The following is a 15223-nucleotide window of genomic DNA, read 5'->3' as shown; positions in this document are numbered from 1 at the left end:
GGCCGGAGCCGGAAAAATGGGTGAGAATGCCCCGGCAAAGGGCCTTGCAAACGTGGGGCCTATCATAACCAGGATTCGATCCTACCTAATAAGGCCCGCAGCGCACATGAAACGAACTGCATTCTTCATTTCCGACGGCACCGGCATCACTGCCGAAACCCTCGGCCAGAGCCTTCTGGCGCAGTTCGAGAACATCAACTTCACCAAACTGACGCGACCTTACATCGATACCGAAGAAAAAGCGCGCGTCATGGTACAGCAAATCAATCGGGCTGCGGAGGCGGACGGGGCAAGACCGATCATCTTCGATACCATCGTCAATCGTGAGATCCGTTCGGTCTTGGCGCAATCCAACGGTTTCATGATTGACATCTTCTCGACCTTTTTGTCCCCGCTCGAGCAAGAATTATCCTCAGACTCGTCGTATTCCGTCGGAAAATCCCACAGCATCGGCCATAACCCGCATTACATGGAGCGGATCGATGCGGTGAACTTCGCCCTCGACAACGACGACGGCGCCCGCACCCACTACTACGACAAGGCCGACCTGATCCTGGTCGGCGTCTCGCGTTGCGGCAAGACGCCCACCTGCCTCTATATGGCCCTGCAATACGGCATCCGTGCGGCCAACTACCCGCTGACCGAAGAGGACATGGAGCGCCTGCAGCTGCCCAATGCGCTCAAGCCCTACAAGCACAAGCTGTTCGGCCTGACCATCGACCCGGACCGGCTCACCGCCATCCGCCACGAACGCAAGCCCAACAGCCGCTACGCCAGCTTCGCCCAGTGCGAGTTCGAAGTTCGCGAGGTGGAGAACCTGTTCCGCCGCGAGAACATCGCCTACATCAATTCCACACATTTCTCGGTGGAGGAAATCTCCGCGAAGATCCTGGTGGAAAAAGGTGTCGAGCGCCGCCTGAAGTAATCCCTCCGAGACTCATCGCCTCTGCGCTCGACGGCCGGTCATACCGGCCGTTGATCTTTCGGCAGCTTCTCACCGCTGCGCCTATCATTCTCCAGACCCACGAATTACCCGTGACCTATGTCATGGGGCGGGCATTCCACTGCAACGGCACAGGAGAGCGCCATGCGAGAATGTCAGTACCTGGTTCTGGTCGTCTTGCTGGCGCTGTCGGGTTGCGATTCGGATAAACCACCCAAAGCCAAGGCGGCCAACCCGAGCCCCCCAGCTACCACTCAGCCTGCCGCCGCGCCAGCGCCACCACCGACCCAGGCTGCTGCGCCCGCGCCACCAGCCACCGCCCCTGCCCCTGCCCCTGCAGAGCAACAGTCCCAGGCCGTATTCACCCCTGAGCAACTGGACCAGATGCTCGCGCCCCTGGCGCTGTATCCCGACTCCCTGCTGGCGCAGGTGCTGATGGCGACTACCTACCCCGGCAATGTGGCCGACGCGGCAGCATGGTCGAAGGCGCACCCCAAAGTCAGTGGCGACGACGCCGTAAAGCAGGTGGCAGATCAGCCATGGGACCCCAGCGTCCAGTCGCTGGTTGCCTTCCCACTTGTACTGGCGACGCTGGGACAGGACCCGGTCTGGGTACAGCGGGTCGGCGATGCCTTCCTGGCCCAGCCTGATGCGGTGATGGACGCCATCCAGCGCCTGCGTCGCCAGGCCCAGGCCGCCGGCAACCTGCAGTCGAATGAGCAGCAGACCGTCACCGTCAAACCGGCGTCGCCGGCTCCCGCTCAGCCCGCGCCCAGCGGTGGTACCGCGGTTGTGCAGCAATCGGCGCCGGCGCAAACCATCATCATCGAGCCGGCCGATCCGCAGGTGGTCTACGTCCCCAGCTACAACCCGACGCAGGTCTACGGCACCTGGGCCTATCCGTCGAGCCCACCGGTCTACTACCCGCCTCCGCCCGAATACCCGGTAGCCACTGCACTGGCGACCGGCCTGGCATTTGGCGCTGGCGTCGCCATCGTCGGCTCGCTCTGGGGCGACTGCGACTGGGACGACCACGAGATCGACGTCGACGTGGAGCATTACAACAACTTCAACAGCAACCGGAACGTCAACGTCAACCGCGACTTCAACAGCAACCGCACCGTCAACGGCAATCGCACCGCCTGGCGCCATGACCCGACCTACCGCAACGGCGTGCCCTATCGCGATACCCGCAGCCGCGAGCAGTACAACCGCCGGCTTGCCGGTGGCGAGCAGCGCGAGGCCATGCGCGGCTTCGACTCGGCCAAGGCGCAGGAGCGCTCTCGCGCACGGGAAAGCCTGGCCCAGCGGGGAGTCGCACCGCCTGCAAACAATCAGCAGGCACGTGAGCGCGCCCAGGCTGCGACCCGCGATCTGCGCGACAACCCGCAGGCCCTCCAGCGTGCCCAGCAGGCCAACCGCGAACCGCGTGACGTCAACCAGGCCCGCCAGCGCGCGGAGAACGTGGCACAGAGCCGCAACGCACAATCCCAGCAGCGACCGAGGGCGCAGAACAACCAGAAAATTCGTGAACAGGCCCGTCAGCAGCACGCCCGGACCCAGGCTCCCCGCAACAACGCGTTCGCCGGTGCCAACAATCCGCGGAAGACCCGCGAGCTCGCCAACCGCGGGCAAGTCAGCCGCGCCGCTGCCAGCCGCCCGCAGGCGGCGCGCGCCGGGCATGCCGTACAACGACCTGCCCGCGCGCCTCGTGGCGGCGGACGCCGATAGGAGACGAGTCATGCATATCGCATCGCGCCTGCTGGCGCTCGCCCTCCTGGGTGCGTTGCCCGGCGTCCTGCTGGCGCAGGAATCCTTCCCCACCCCGGAAGCCGCCGCCGACGCCTTCATCGCCGCGCTCGGCACCGAAAAAGCCGATCCGGAGCGCCTCGCTGCCCTGCTCGGCAATGACTGGCACAACTACATCCCCACCGAAGGTATCGACCGCGACGAGGTGGACGCCTTCCTTGCGCACTATCGGGACAAGCACGAAATCCACAAGGACAACGCCAGGCGCGCGCATCTGGTGGTGGGCAACGATCCCTGGACGCTGCCCCTGCCCATCGAGCAGGAGAAAAAAGGCTGGGCATTCAACGCCAAGGCCGGCGGCGAGGAAATCCGCATCCGCCGCATCGGCCGCAACGAGGAGTCGACCCAGGAAGCCGTGCAGGCCTACCACGATGCGCAGATGGACTTCGCCGAGGTCGACCGCAACGGTGACGGCATCCTGGAATACGCACAGAAATTCGTCAGCAGCGACGGACACCACGATGGCCTGTACTGGCCCGAGGAAGAAGGCGGCGAGGAGAGCCCGCTCGGCCCGCTGTTCGGCGACGAACTGCCCGGTGACGGCTGGCACGGCTACCACTACCGCATCCTCACCGCCCAGGGGCCATCGGCACCGGGTGGCGCCTACGACTATAAGATCGGCGGCAGGATGACTCGCGGCTTTGCCCTGATCGCCTGGCCGGTGAAGTACGGCGACAGCGGTGTCATGAGCTTCATGATCAGCCACGACGGCGAGATTTTCTCGAAGAACCTCGGCCCGCAGAGCGGCAAGATCGCCATGAAAATGAGCCGCTTCGACCCGGACAGCAGTTGGACCGAAGTCACTGCGCAGGGAGAAAAACCCTGACGCCCTGAACCCGTCCGGCCTTCCTGCGGTCGGACGGGGCGGGGAAAGTCTGCCACTCGCCTCGCTGTTCGGCAGGTACGCGCCGGCCTGTCATTAGCCTGAAACAAATACCCTGCCAAGGCGCCAACCGACTGTCGCCAGCGAAAAACCACATGATAGAATTCGCCGCGCTATTGCCTGGCGTCACCAGGCCCCGCCGGCCGGCATGCCGGCCACAGCCATATGGGGTGACGACCGGGGCGTTTCTTTTCAAGGCTTTGCGGCCACTCACTCATCAAGGCCCATGAGACTCAAGCCCACTGCCCTGCTCCTCTTCCTGAGCATCTTTCTGCTTCCCGGCATCAGCGCCGCTGCCGGCAAGACCGTCTATGGCCTGAACGAATACGCACGGATCAACGACCTGGACATCGAACTGGCCGCCAAGCTCGATACCGGCGCCAAGACCGCCTCCCTCAGCGCCCGCGATATCAAGCGCTTCAAGCGCGACGGCGAGACCTGGGTGCGCTTCTACCTGGCCACCGACACCGCCGACAGCCAGCCCATCGAGAAACCCCTGGCGCGCATCAGCAAGATCAAGCGCCGCCACGGCGACTACGACCCTGACGAAGGCAAGGCCTATACCGCGCGCCCGGTGATCGAACTGGAGCTGTGCATGGGCAAGGCCCTGCGCACCATCGAAGTGAACCTTACCGACCGCAGCGCCTTCCAATACCCGCTTCTGATCGGCTCCGACGCGCTCAAGCGTTTCGGCGCCCTGGTCGACCCGAGCCTGAAATACGCTGCCGGCAAGCCCGGCTGCCAACCCGTAGCGAAACCTGCCGAGTAATCCCATGCGCTCTCTTACCCTGCATCTGAAGGTCCTGATCGCCATCCTGCTGACGCTGGGCGTCGCGATCACTGCCTACCAGATCTTCGTCCTCGGCATTCCCATGACCGAGGCCGAGACCGACGACCTGTGGAACATCGACGCCAAGGTCGAGTTCGTCGCCACGCCGAAGACCCCGGTGAAGGTGCAGATGTTCGTGCCGCCGCTGACCCAGGATTACGTCAGCCTCAACGAGAGCTTCGTCTCCAACAACTACGGCGTGGGCATCAACCGCTCGGACGGCAACCGCAAGGTGACCTGGTCCTCGCGCCGCGCCAGCGGCCAGCAGACTCTCTACTACCGCCTGGTGCTGACCAAGCGCTATGCCGGCGCCAGCGGCGAAAAAGCCAAGGAGAAAGGCCCGATCTTCCGCGACAGCCTGCCGCTCGAAGGCCCGGACAAGATCGCCGCCGAAGCGCTGATCGCGCCCATCCGCCAGCACTCGGCGGACGTCGAGACCTTCGTCAGCGAAGCCATCAAGCGCGCCAACAACCTCAATGACGACAACGTGAAGCTGCTGCTGGCCGGCGATACCAGCCTGGACAAGCGCTCCCACGTGGTCGAGACCCTGCTCGCCGTGGCCCACGTGCCGCTGGAGCGCGTGCACACCATCCGCCTGGTCGCCAACCAGCCGCAACAACCCGAACTCTGGCTGCGCAGCTACAACGGCAAGGAGTGGCTGTACTTCAACCCGGAAACCGGCGAACGCGGCCTGCCCAACGACCGCCTGATCTGGTGGCTGGGTGACGAGAGCCTGCTGTCCATCGAAGGCGGCAAGAAAGCGACGGTCAATTTCAGCCTGAACAGCAGCGAGATGAACGCCATCCGCCTGGCCAAGCTGTCGGACGAGAACACCGACGCGGCCTTCCTCGAGTACTCGCTGTACGGCCTGCCGCTGTCTACCCAGCAGACCTTCCAGATCATGATCATGATCCCGTTCGGCGTGCTGGTGATCCTGGTGCTGCGCAACCTGATCGGCCTGCAGACCCTGGGTACCTTCACCCCGGTGCTGATCGCCCTGGCCTTCCGCGAGACCGGCCTGCAGTGGGGCATCGGCCTGTTCACGGTGATCACCGCCCTGGGCCTGTCGCTACGCTCGTACCTGGAACACCTGAAGTTGCAGATGCTGCCACGCCTGTCGGTGGTGCTGACCTTCGTGGTGGTGATGATCGCCGCTATCAGCCTGCTCAGCCACAAGCTCGGCTTCGAGAGCGGCCTGTCGGTCGCCCTGTTCCCGATGGTGATCCTGACCATGAGCATCGAACGCCTGTCGATCACCTGGGAAGAGCGCGGCGCCGCCCACGCCATGAAGGCTGCCATCGGCACCCTGTTCGCCGCCGCCCTGGCGCACATCCTGATGCGCGTACCGGAACTGGTGTACTTCGTGTTCACCTTCCCGGCCGTGCTGCTGATCCTGGTGTCGTTCATGCTGGCGATGGGTCGCTACCGCGGTTACCGCCTGACCGAACTGTTCCGCTTCAAAGCCTTCCTCAAGGACTAAGCCATGTTCGGCCTGATCAAGCGATGGAAAGCCCTGGAAGCCAAAGGCATCATGGGCATCAACCGACGCAACGCGGACTACGTGCTCAAGTACAACCAGCGGCACCTGTACCCGATCGTCGACGACAAGATCATCACCAAGCAGCGCGCCATCGAAGCGGGCATCCACGTACCGGAAATGTACGGGATCATCTCCACCGAGAAGGAGATCGAACGCCTGCCGGAAATCATCGGCGAGCGCAGCGACTTCGTGATCAAGCCGGCGCAGGGCGCCGGCGGCGACGGCATCCTGGTAATCGCCGACCGCTTCGAGGAACGCTACAAGACGGTCTCCGGGCGGATCATCAGCCACGAGGAAATCGAGCACCAGCTGTCGAGCATCCTCACCGGCCTGTACTCCCTGGGCGGCCACCGCGACCGCGCGCTGATCGAGTACCGGGTGACCCCGGACCAGATCTTCAAGAGCATCAGCTACGAAGGCGTGCCGGACATCCGCATCATCGTCCTGATGGGCTACCCGGTGATGGCGATGCTCCGCCTGCCGACCCGCCAGTCCAACGGCAAGGCCAACCTGCACCAGGGCGCCATCGGCGTGGGTGTGGACCTGGCCACCGGCCTGACCCTGCGCGGCACCTGGCTGAACAACAAGATCAGCAAGCATCCGGACACCACCAATGCGGTGGACGGCGTGCAGTTGCCGAACTGGGACGGCTTCATGAAGCTCGCCGCCGGCTGCTACGAGCTGTGCGGCCTGGGCTACATCGGCGTGGACATGGTGCTGGACCAGGACAAGGGCCCGCTGATCCTCGAGCTCAACGCCCGGCCCGGCCTGAACATCCAGATCGCCAACGACTGCGGCCTGACCCTGCGCACCCATGCCGTGGAGGCGCATATCGCCGAGCTGGAAGCCAAGGGCGTGAAGGAGACTGTGGAGGAGCGCGTGCGCTTCTCCCAGCAGCTGTTCGGCCATGTTCATCCGAAGGAAGTCTGAGTCGCCCTGCCCCATGAAAAAGCCCGGCAAATGCCGGGCTTTTTCATGGGGCAGTCGCTGCGCTATCTACCTGTAGGAGCGAGCTTGCTCGCGAACGGATCCCCCGGCAACTCCGCAGTCGGGCGGTTCGCGAGCAATAACTAGGCGTCCCCCTCGGTCCTACAAAGAGCTTCAGCTCAGCGCACCACCGCCAGCTCGAAGCCCCCCTGGTCGCCGTGATCGCGCACCTTCATCCCCGCCTCGTTCACCGCCAGGTTCTCCAGCGGGCGCTTGTACGGTTTGTTATCCAGAGTCTGCAGGCTGCGGTCCTCATCGGTGGTCAGCAACAGCACGTAGCGCTCGCCCTGGTTCGCACGCACCGGGATGGTCCCCTCGATGAACGCATAGCGGTACCAGGTTTCCGGATTGAGCTTGTACACCGCGTCGCTCACCAGCCGGGTCGGGCGTTTCTGCTCGTCGAGGAACAGCAGCGACGGGTAGACCACCTGGTGATTGGCGAAGCTGCGCACGCGCAGGCCGTAGACGCGCTGGGAGCTGGGCAACTTCATCGCCACGTAGTAGCTCTTGCCCATGGGGAAGTCGAAGCTCGGCGAGAACTTGTTCAGCTCCTCGTAACGCGGTTCCTCGGCCGACAGTTCGGTGAAGTCGCCCTCGCCCATCTGGTCGCAGCAGCGCCGCTGCAGGTCGACGTAGAGATCGTCCAGGGTCTTGCCGCTGCCCTTGAGCAGTGCCTTCATGGCGTCGGTCTGCTCGCCTGCACCATCGAGCCCCGGCAAGTTGCTCGGGCGTGTTTTCAGGTCGATCTGGCGGCCTTCGGTGAAAGCGATCTGGCTGCCGCCCTGCTCGCCACGACGGAAGGTTTCGCCGCGCTGCTGCGCAGTGATCGGCGAGTTGCGGACCTGGCCCTTGTCGTCGACCCAGGTGAAGTAAGGGCTGCCGTTCTCGCTGCGGACGAAGCCGCGGTCCTCATAGGACTCGGCATCGATGTACTCGGAAGAATGATCACCGTTGGGCAGCACATAGTCGGCACGCCCAGGCGCGACCTGGCCGGCGGCGTAGAAGCTGTTCTGCAGGTTGCCCTGGGCATCGACCCAGGTGAAATAACGACGCTTGCTCTCCCCCGCCGGCCGACTTCCCGGCCACTGGGTAGCGCTGACGTCGATCAACCGCGCTCGGTCGCTCTGGTCGATGCGCTTGTCCGCCTGGCGTTGCTGTTTGGCATAGCTGTCGTCGACGAAGGTGTTGTGCACCTGGCCGCTGTCGTCGACCCACGACAGGTAGCGGCCGCTGGCGGCCTGCGCCGACGCACTCAGGCCGGCGGCGGCGATGCAGGAGATCAGGAGGGTCAGCCTGCCCATGTTCATGCCCTCAGAAGGTGGTTCGGTAAGTCATGGCGAAGACGTAGGCCTTCACCGTGGTGCTGACATCGAGTCCGGCATAAGGGTTGTAGACCAGGTTGTCGATGCCGGTGCAGTTCAGGTTGCAGCTGGTGCCCGCCTTGATGCTCTGCTTGGAGACGAAGTAGTTGAAGCCCAGGTCGATCACCGTGTCCTTGTCCCACTGATAGCCCAGACCCAGGCCGTAGAGGTTGGCATCGCCAATGGGCACCAGGGCATCCGCCTTGTCCTTGGGAATCGCCGAGGGCCGGTACTCGTAACCGGCGCGCAGTTGCAGGCGGTCGTTGACGTCGTACTGCATGCCCATGGCGTAGCTCCAGGTGTCCTGGTAGCCGCGGTCGAGGATGATGCTGTGGTCGGTGGCGCCGTTGGGCGCGAAGTTCTTGGCGATACGCAGCAGGTCGAGCTCCTTGTCGAACTCGATTTCCAGCTTGTTCCAGTCGCTGTAGTCAGTCCACTTCAGGTCGAAGTTGAATTGCCACTTGTCGAACGGACGTACCTTGATGCCGGTGGAGAAGCTGTCCGGGTTGACCATGTTCAGCGTCGCCACGCCGTGCTCTTCCTCGGCATTGCCATAGGGGAACAGCGGGCTGAGGAAGGCGCCGAACACCGAGCTCTGCATGCCGGACCAGAAGCCCTGCCAGTCCTTGGTGTAGTCGACGCGGTACTTGCCCTTGAGGTGCATGCGCGACTCGCTCTGGTAGGTCGCGCCCCAGGCGAACCAGTCGTAGGGCTCCCAGAGCACCCCCAGGTTGAAGCTCGGCGACAGGGTCTGCTGCATGTCCAGCTTGAGGTTGGCCAGCGAATCGTAGGGGCCGATGCGGCCGCCGCAGACGTTGAACACCAACTCGACGATCTCCTGCGCGCCCGGCACGCAGGTGGTGTCGTGCAGGGTCTGCAGCAGGCCGGTGAGCAGGCCGGGGTTGCGGAAGTCGGTATCCAGGGCCATGGCCTGGTGCGAGAAGCCGATCGACAGGCCCGCCGACAACGTGTCGTTGACCTCATAGCCCACCGAGGGCGAGAAGTAGGTGATGCGTTGCAGCGAGACGCGTCGGCCTTCGTAGCGCGCCGGGTCGCTGTCGGAGTCGCGCGAATAGCCCAGCGCCTGGGGCGCGTAGACGTTGGTGGCGAAGGTGAACTTGGAGCCGGGCGGGTTGATCGACAGCCCCGCCAGTGGCGCCACCAGCAGCGGCATGTCGGTCATGCCGCCGAGGCCCGGTAGGTACATGGTCGGGGTCAGGGTACGGCTGTTCTGGCCGGCCACCGGGTCGTCGTCCAGGCCGAATGCGGCGGAGCCATAGTCCGGCGGTGCCTTGAAACCAGCGCGGATGTCCATGACCCCGGTGATCAGCTTGATCTGGGTCTGGCGACCCTTGAGCTTGGTCAGGGCGGCGGGATTGTAGTGCACCGCGTCGATGCCGGTGGAGTCGGCCGTGACCGCGTTGGCCATGGCCATGGCCTTGGGGTTGCCGATGGTCAGGTCGTTGGCCAACTGGGCGTTGGCGAGCGTCGCCCAGCCAAACCCCACCCCTGCCATCGCCACCGCGAGGGGCGAAATGCGCATAGTCATGTGGTAGTCGCTCGTCGGTTACTGGGCTTTGAGGCCTTGGATATCCAGGGGTAGGGAAACCCCCAGCAGTACATCCGGCGAGTCTTCGGTCAGACCGAAACCGGCGTTCACGTTGACGATGTAGTCCGGCGATGTTCGCAGGCCGAGCGAGAAGTTCATGATCGCGCTGGTCTGCTCGGGTGCCTCGACCGTACGGTCGTTGAAGTAGTACTTGTTCTTGAACGAGTAGGCCATCTGGTAGGAGGTGGCCAGGGAAACGTCGTAGGACAGTGCGTAGGCCATGCCCATGGCGAAGTTCAGGGTATCGCCCGGCACCACCTTCTCCAGCTCTTCGCCGTACTGGTTCTGGTGGATGTCGTCGACCTTCATGTTGTAGGTGTAACCGAGGGAGCCGTAGAGCACGACCGGGTCGATCACGTAGGACATGTTGGCACCGGCGCCCAGGCTGTAGAAACCGTTGCCGGTGGAAACGTCGTCCTGCACGTTACCCTTGTACGGGCTGTCGCCGGTGGGCAGGCCGAGGGTTGCGTAGAGCGTGGTGACCGGCCGGCCGCGACGCGCCGCCCAGGGCTGCCAGCGCAGGGTCGCGGAAACGTCGCCCAGACTGTAGGCATGGATGTCACGCTCGGTGTCGTACTTGGCAACGAAGGGCAGACGCATGCTGAAGGTCAGGTTGTCCCAGATGCCGTAGTCGAAGGTGAAGGAATTGGTGAAGGTGTGCTGCGCCTCGCTCTGGGCCAGTACGCTGTAGACGTTCTCGCCACTGCGCACGGCCTGCAGGCGCGTGTCGCGCATCAGGGTGTAGTCGAAGCCGTAGGTCAGCTGGCGCTCACCCTTCTTGAGCAGGGTGTAGCTTTTCTCGGCGGCCTGGAACACCTGCTCCAGCGCCTTGGCGCTGTCGGCATCGGTGTCCTTCTTGGCCAGCGCGTCACGCGCGTCTTCGGTTGTCGCTTCTTCGGCGATGGTGCTGGTGCTTACCAGCAAGGCCAGAGCGGCAACGCACGCAAACCCCTTGAAATCCATGTTGCTATCCCCTGGTCTTGTTCTTATTCGTCTGGGCCGATCGGGCGATCACTTGCGCCGGATGTACTGAACATCCCCCTTCGTGGCGGCTTCGCCAATCTGGTTCTGGGTGAGCTTGCTCATCTCCGGGAATTCGCGGAATGCCAGCAGGCTGACGGTCCGGTCATCCACCAGACGCAGGTCGGCCTCGCGCAGCTCCAGGGCGTTCTTGGGCTCCTGGCCGCTGGGGTAGATGACGAAGAGCACGTTCTGGTCCCAGATTTCTTCGAAACGGGCGCGGGTGAAACTGATGTTGCCCAAGGCAGGATCGGCAACGAAGACGTGGTCGTTGTAGACATCGCGGACCACGACGAAATGCTTGAAGCCGGCATAGTGGATCGGCACCAGCGCCGGGTGTTCGAGCGAGTCCAGGTCGGAGAACTCGGCACGGAAGCCGCCACTCTTGTAGCCGAGTGCAGCGGCATAACGCTTCATGTCCAGAAGCGAGAAACCACGGCGCTGGACGATCTTGTCGGCCTCGCCGTACTTGATCAGGCCTTCCATGACCTGACGCTCTTCCAGGTTGCGGCCCAGGTAGTAATCCAGCAGCGTGGTCAGTGCCGCCGAGCCACAGCTGTAGTCATAGGCCTGGCGGATAACGTTGCGGAACTGCACCTGGCTCATCGGTTCAAGTTGCACCGACTCGCGAAACGGTCCGTTGGGCGTGAGCGGCTGCGAGATGTTCACTGTGCCCTGCTGCTGCGGCTTGGTATCCACCGCCTGGGTAAAACCGAACAGACCCAGCAGGCTTCCCAGCAGAATCTCGAACATCCAGCCCCCTTCGCTTCAATCCTGGAAAAACCTTGCCGGCAGGCGCCGGCAAGGGTTACCGCGCGTACAACCTCGGGATCAGTGACCCCAGACCTTCACGGTCGAACCAGCCAGGTTCAGGTTGGAAACGGTCAGCGAGCCAATGCTGGCTCCAGTGGTGCCAACCTTGACGGCGTCGATGGTAACGTCGCCGGTCACGGTGGGCAGACCGATGGCGAGCTGCTGGGTTGCAACAGCGGTGCCGCCACCGGACGGGGTGATGTTGGTGGTCACCACGTCGACAGTCATCGGGGCGTTGTCGGCAATGGTCACGCTCGGCAGATGGATACCCTGCAGAACCAGGGAACCGCCGCCGGCATCGGCGTCCTTGTAGGTGACGGCGCCGATGGAGGCGTTGAAGGTACCGGAAATGCTGATGCCATCCTGGCCGGTGATACCGGACAGTGCAGCGTCATCCATGGATTTCATGTCGGCATGTGCCAGGAACGGAGCGGCCAGAACTGCGCTTGCAAGAACCAGTTGCTTGATTTTCATTGTTATAAATCTCCAGTGTTCAGGTGGGGTTGCCCCAGGCACTGCAAGGGGCGTCCTACCCCGCTGCAGGTTGACCGGCTGCTGCCGATCTTCCAGACCCACGACTTCTTCCTTAGGCGCCGCAGGTATGGATTCGTGAAGCACGAAGCTTCGCGTCCTGATCTCCAAGCTACTGACCCGCCGTGAACCTGCCAGCCCATCCAAGGGATGGCGCAAACGAACCGTCTGACTCAAGCTTCGCTCAGCAATCCCAGACTCTTTCCCTTGAGAACCGCTTGAGTCCGACTGCGCACGCCGAGCTTGGCGAACAGGTTGTGCAGATGCCACTTGATGGTGGCCTCCGACAAATGCACCGCCTGGGCGATGTCGCGGTTCGACAAGCCCGCCGCCACGAGCCGCAGAATCTCCCGCTCTCGATGGCTAACATCCTGATTTTCTTCGAAACTTTCCGGATCGACAGACAGCCTTCGGCACTGCTCGCGAAGCATTTCCGCAACCCCCTGCCAGGCCGAGGCACGTTTGGGTTCAGCTACCTTCCAGGCATCCCAGAGCGGCAGCAGCCACAGCGCGTCGTCCTGGAACAGCCGCCGGTAGCCCAGGTTCCAGGCTTCTTCCAGGGTGGGAGCGAACAAAGCGAAGGCTTTTTCGCTGTTACCTTTCTGCCAATACGCCACAGAAAGTAACAGCGAAAGACGCAGCCGCCGGTCGCGCTGATAAAGTGAGGTAAAGCCCGCCAGGCACGATTCCAGACGCTGCTGGGCACGCTCGGCATGGCGCTCTGACAGAGCCAGGCGCGCCTCGGCCATCACCAGTGCGGAGTGAGCGTCGGCATAGCGCTCGGCGTTGAGCCCGGAGAGATGCCCCGCCAGTTGCAGGCACACACGCTCGGCCTCGTTCGGCCGGCGCATCCACAGCAGCAATTGCACCTTGCAGCTCATGGCCAACGCATGCACACGCTCATAGCCCGGCGACTGCAGACCAACCAGCCATTCGTCGAGCTGGGCCAACCCTTGTTCGGCTTCACCGGCGAAGAAACGCGCCCTGGCCATCACCAGTTGACCACGACTGATGAGCTCCACCGGCGTGGCGACGTCGCGCCAGGTGGTGGCCAAGGGCAATTCGGCGAGAATCGCCGCGTGGCGATCCTGCTCATACAGCAAATCGGCATAGGCCAGGGACAGCGGTCCGCCGACCCGACTGCGCCGACCGAAAACCCGTTCCACTCGGCTGCGCGCGCTTTCGGCAATGGTCCGGCCGCGCTCCAGTTCGCCGCGTTCCTTGCAGATCAGCGCTTCGATCATGCTGACCACGACCTGCAGGTATTCGCTATCGGCCATGCGCAGGCAATCACGGGCAACACCGATGGCGTTGGCCGCCTCGGCATAGTCACCCAGCAGCGCATACGCAGCCGCCTGGATGCACGACAGGCTGGCGCGAAACACCGGCTGGCTGCCCGGCACCAGCGCCAGCCACTGGCGCGCCACCTTCAGGCAAGCCTCCAGTTTGTCCTGGTAGAGCAACACCAGTGCCTTCAGCACCTGGGCCACGGCGAGCAACTCGGCCATGCCGAAGTGGCGCACCTTGCCCTGCCCCTGCAGCAACCGGGCACTGAGCTCTTCGATCAACGCCTCGGCCTCGGCGAACTTCTGCTCGAAGGCCAGCTGCCAAGCGTAGAAGATCTGGAACACCGGATGCTCGCGGATCACCTCGGCGGGAATGCTGCCGAGCATGCCGAGGATGCCGTAGACGCGATTGCCGGCGATCAGCTTGGCACCCTGGCGCTCCAGCAGGTCGGCGGCAAACGCATAGTCGCGGGCCCGCAGGGCGTACTTGATCGCGCGGTCGGCCATGTCACGACTCTCGCACCAGCGCGCCGCGGCGTGCAGCAGCGGTGTCGGGTCGGAGTTGCGCGCCAGACGGCCCTGGAGGAACTCGGCGAACAGGTGGTGATAACGAAACCACTCGCGCTGGTCGTCCAGCGGGATGATGAACAGTTGCTCATTCTGCAACCGCATCAGCATGTCCAGGCCATCCCGGCGCCCGGTCAGCGCATTGCACAGCTCGGCGCAGAACTCGTCGAGCACCGAGGTCTGGTCGAGGAACTGTTGCAGCGGTTCGGGCAGGCTGCGCAGCACGTCCTCGGCGAGGTAATCGGCGAGGTCGCGCTCGGTACCGGAGAGCCCCTTGAGCAGCGCCGCGCGATCCGGATTGCGCGCCAGCGCCAGCGCCGCGAGATGCAGCGCAGTGATCCAGCCTTCCGTGCGCTTGTGCAGCAGTTTGAGCTCGCTGTCGCTCAGCGCCAGGCCCTTGAGTTCGGTAAGGAAGGTGTCGGTTTCCTCGCGGGTCAGGCGCAGGTCGTCACCGCTCAGGCAGAAGGCCCACGGCGCCAGGCCCGGCTCGTCCACCAGGAAGCGCGGGCGATAACGGGTGCTGGTGACCAGGCGGATGTTGTCCGGCAGGTGCTCGATCAGGTAGCGCGCGCCGTGGGCCAGGGCCGGGTGGCGAATCTGGTGGAAGTCGTCGAGGAACAAGTACAGCGGCCCGTCGAGGCGGCTGAGATCCGAGAGGAAGGCGTCGATGATGCCTTCCAGCGGCAGGGTCATGTCCGACTGCAGCAGGTTCGAGGTGTTGGCGCCGAAGTCCGCCTCGACACTGCGAATGCTCGCCACCAGGTACTGCACCAGTCGCTGCGGCTCGCTGTCACCCTCGTCGCAGGACATCCAGGCGACCCGTGCCCCGCTCTGCATCAGGCGCTGGCGGAACAGGCTGAGAATGGTGCTCTTGCCGAAGCCGGCCGGTGCACTGAGGATCAGCACGCGCTGCTGGCGATTGGCGTACAGGCGATCGATCAGGGCGCGGCGCGGAAGCAGCGAATCGCTGTCGGTGCGCGGCGGGAACAGCTTGGTGCGCAGCAGCGGCATGGGCTGCTGCGGCAGTGTGGTCAGGGTCGTCATG

Annotated in this window: 12 protein-coding genes; 6 read left to right on the top strand and 6 right to left on the bottom strand. The window is 63.9% G+C overall.

Features of this window, described 5'->3' with window-relative positions; all coding sequences use genetic code 11:
• Positions 1–106 precede the first annotated feature (106 nt).
• From ppsR to GJV37_RS08565, 6 genes are all read left to right on the top strand, one after another.
• Positions 107–925 carry a posphoenolpyruvate synthetase regulatory kinase/phosphorylase PpsR gene (gene ppsR, locus GJV37_RS08590; protein WP_017516884.1) on the top strand — a complete coding sequence of 273 codons (819 nt, stop codon included), beginning with the start codon at positions 107–109 and terminating at the stop codon, positions 923–925.
• Between the two features lie 162 nt (positions 926–1087).
• Complete coding sequence (locus tag GJV37_RS08585; RefSeq protein WP_193452326.1) at positions 1088–2674, top strand: DUF3300 domain-containing protein; 1587 nt, start codon at positions 1088–1090, stop codon at positions 2672–2674.
• A gap of 10 nt (positions 2675–2684) precedes the next feature.
• Positions 2685–3578, top strand: a complete 894-nt coding sequence (locus tag GJV37_RS08580) for a DUF2950 domain-containing protein (RefSeq protein WP_170859579.1) — start codon at positions 2685–2687, stop codon at positions 3576–3578.
• A gap of 283 nt (positions 3579–3861) precedes the next feature.
• On the top strand, positions 3862–4404 hold the full coding sequence (rloA, locus tag GJV37_RS08575) for a retropepsin-like aspartic peptidase RloA (RefSeq protein ID WP_024765709.1): 543 nt from the start codon (positions 3862–3864) through the stop codon (positions 4402–4404).
• A 4-nt stretch (positions 4405–4408) separates the two neighbouring features.
• Positions 4409–5944, top strand: a complete 1536-nt coding sequence (rloB, locus tag GJV37_RS08570) for an osmotic stress tolerance membrane protein RloB (RefSeq protein ID WP_038803686.1) — start codon at positions 4409–4411, stop codon at positions 5942–5944.
• A 3-nt stretch (positions 5945–5947) separates the two neighbouring features.
• Positions 5948–6934 carry an alpha-L-glutamate ligase-like protein gene (locus GJV37_RS08565; protein WP_024765708.1) on the top strand — a complete coding sequence of 329 codons (987 nt, stop codon included), beginning with the start codon at positions 5948–5950 and terminating at the stop codon, positions 6932–6934.
• Positions 6935–7110: 176 nt separating this feature from the next.
• Here the strand turns inward: GJV37_RS08565 and GJV37_RS08560 are convergent, their stop codons facing one another.
• The 6 genes from GJV37_RS08560 to GJV37_RS08535 form a co-directional block, all read right to left on the bottom strand.
• Positions 7111–8292: a MalM family protein gene (locus tag GJV37_RS08560; protein ID WP_170859578.1), complete on the bottom strand. Its 1182-nt coding sequence runs from the start codon at positions 8290–8292 to the stop codon at positions 7111–7113.
• A gap of 10 nt (positions 8293–8302) precedes the next feature.
• A complete protein-coding gene (locus tag GJV37_RS08555; RefSeq protein ID WP_024765706.1) occupies positions 8303–9901 on the bottom strand; it encodes an outer membrane protein transport protein in 1599 nt (532 codons plus the stop codon).
• A gap of 18 nt (positions 9902–9919) precedes the next feature.
• On the bottom strand, positions 9920–10924 hold the full coding sequence (locus GJV37_RS08550; protein ID WP_024765705.1) for a transporter: 1005 nt from the start codon (positions 10922–10924) through the stop codon (positions 9920–9922).
• A gap of 48 nt (positions 10925–10972) precedes the next feature.
• Positions 10973–11734 carry a C39 family peptidase gene (locus GJV37_RS08545; RefSeq protein WP_024765704.1) on the bottom strand — a complete coding sequence of 254 codons (762 nt, stop codon included), beginning with the start codon at positions 11732–11734 and terminating at the stop codon, positions 10973–10975.
• Positions 11735–11812: 78 nt separating this feature from the next.
• Positions 11813–12268: a DUF6160 family protein gene (locus GJV37_RS08540; RefSeq protein WP_037010433.1), complete on the bottom strand. Its 456-nt coding sequence runs from the start codon at positions 12266–12268 to the stop codon at positions 11813–11815.
• Between the two features lie 230 nt (positions 12269–12498).
• Positions 12499–15222, bottom strand: a complete 2724-nt coding sequence (locus GJV37_RS08535) for a helix-turn-helix transcriptional regulator (protein ID WP_193452325.1) — start codon at positions 15220–15222, stop codon at positions 12499–12501.
• Between the last annotated feature and the right edge of the window lies 1 nt (position 15223).

Origin of the sequence: Pseudomonas nitroreducens (assembly GCF_010994165.1) — a bacterium.
In the GTDB taxonomy this organism is placed as follows: Bacteria; Pseudomonadota; Gammaproteobacteria; order Pseudomonadales; family Pseudomonadaceae; genus Pseudomonas; species Pseudomonas nitroreducens.
Note: the sequence above shows the minus strand (reverse complement) of the source record. Positions and strands in the feature narration are given on the sequence as shown.

What these genes read in the sequence shown, in the direction of transcription:
- GJV37_RS08545 (WP_024765704.1), bottom strand. Translation starts at nt 11,734, where the DNA reads ATGTTCGAGATTCTGCTGGGAAGCCTGCTGGGTCTGTTCGGTTTTACC.
- GJV37_RS08565 (WP_024765708.1), top strand. Translation starts at nt 5,948, where the DNA reads ATGTTCGGCCTGATCAAGCGATGGAAAGCCCTGGAAGCCAAAGGCATC.
- ppsR (WP_017516884.1), top strand. Translation starts at nt 107, where the DNA reads ATGAAACGAACTGCATTCTTCATTTCCGACGGCACCGGCATCACTGCC.
- GJV37_RS08580 (WP_170859579.1), top strand. Translation starts at nt 2,685, where the DNA reads ATGCATATCGCATCGCGCCTGCTGGCGCTCGCCCTCCTGGGTGCGTTG.
- GJV37_RS08535 (WP_193452325.1), bottom strand. Translation starts at nt 15,222, where the DNA reads ATGACGACCCTGACCACACTGCCGCAGCAGCCCATGCCGCTGCTGCGC.
- GJV37_RS08585 (WP_193452326.1), top strand. Translation starts at nt 1,088, where the DNA reads ATGCGAGAATGTCAGTACCTGGTTCTGGTCGTCTTGCTGGCGCTGTCG.
- rloB (WP_038803686.1), top strand. Translation starts at nt 4,409, where the DNA reads ATGCGCTCTCTTACCCTGCATCTGAAGGTCCTGATCGCCATCCTGCTG.
- GJV37_RS08550 (WP_024765705.1), bottom strand. Translation starts at nt 10,924, where the DNA reads ATGGATTTCAAGGGGTTTGCGTGCGTTGCCGCTCTGGCCTTGCTGGTA.
- GJV37_RS08540 (WP_037010433.1), bottom strand. Translation starts at nt 12,268, where the DNA reads ATGAAAATCAAGCAACTGGTTCTTGCAAGCGCAGTTCTGGCCGCTCCG.
- GJV37_RS08560 (WP_170859578.1), bottom strand. Translation starts at nt 8,292, where the DNA reads ATGGGCAGGCTGACCCTCCTGATCTCCTGCATCGCCGCCGCCGGCCTG.
- rloA (WP_024765709.1), top strand. Translation starts at nt 3,862, where the DNA reads ATGAGACTCAAGCCCACTGCCCTGCTCCTCTTCCTGAGCATCTTTCTG.
- GJV37_RS08555 (WP_024765706.1), bottom strand. Translation starts at nt 9,901, where the DNA reads ATGACTATGCGCATTTCGCCCCTCGCGGTGGCGATGGCAGGGGTGGGG.